The following is a 531-nucleotide window of genomic DNA, read 5'->3' on the forward strand; positions in this document are numbered from 1 at the left end:
GCGGCCACGCCGCCGGCTGCCAGCCACCCGGCCCCGCCGGTGGCGGCAGTGCCGGCGGTGGCCAGACCCCCGTTGCCGGTGTCGACGGTGATCGGCTTGCCGGCGATGACCGCCTCGAACTTGTCGATCTCCTCGGCCTGGGTCTTGTACATCGTGTCGCAAAGAGCCCGCAGCTTGGCGTGCTCGGCGTGCTTGCGGCACTCGTCCGCCTCGGGCAGGAACTCGCGGTGGTGCTGGGCGAAGTCGCGGGACAGCTCCACGTCGAAGGTACGGCCCGACAGGCCCGCCAGCTTCTCCAGCATGGGCTTGGTCTCCGGCGGCACGCTCGGAGTCTCATCGGTGCCGTACCAGGCCTTGAGCCACGAGCGCATCGTGGCGATCTCCTCCGCCTGCGTGTCCTTGATCTTCGAGCACAGGCCCTTCAGATCTGCCCGCGTCGCCTTGTCCACGCACAGCTCGGCCATGCGGACACCGCCGAAGTGATGGTCGACGGTCATGGTCAGGAACTCTTTGTCGCTGAACTCGCTGTCG

The 531-nt window shown here is 68.2% G+C and carries 1 protein-coding gene; it reads right to left on the reverse strand.

Annotated elements, in window-relative coordinates; translation table 11 throughout:
- On the reverse strand, positions 1-497 hold a 497-nt coding region (locus tag ACPXCS_RS39675; RefSeq protein WP_425971251.1), incomplete at its 3' end, for a DUF305 domain-containing protein.
- Positions 498-531: the final 34 nt, after the last annotated feature.

This window comes from Streptomyces sp. DT190 (assembly GCF_049846985.1).
Taxonomy (GTDB): domain Bacteria; phylum Actinomycetota; class Actinomycetes; order Streptomycetales; family Streptomycetaceae; genus Streptomyces.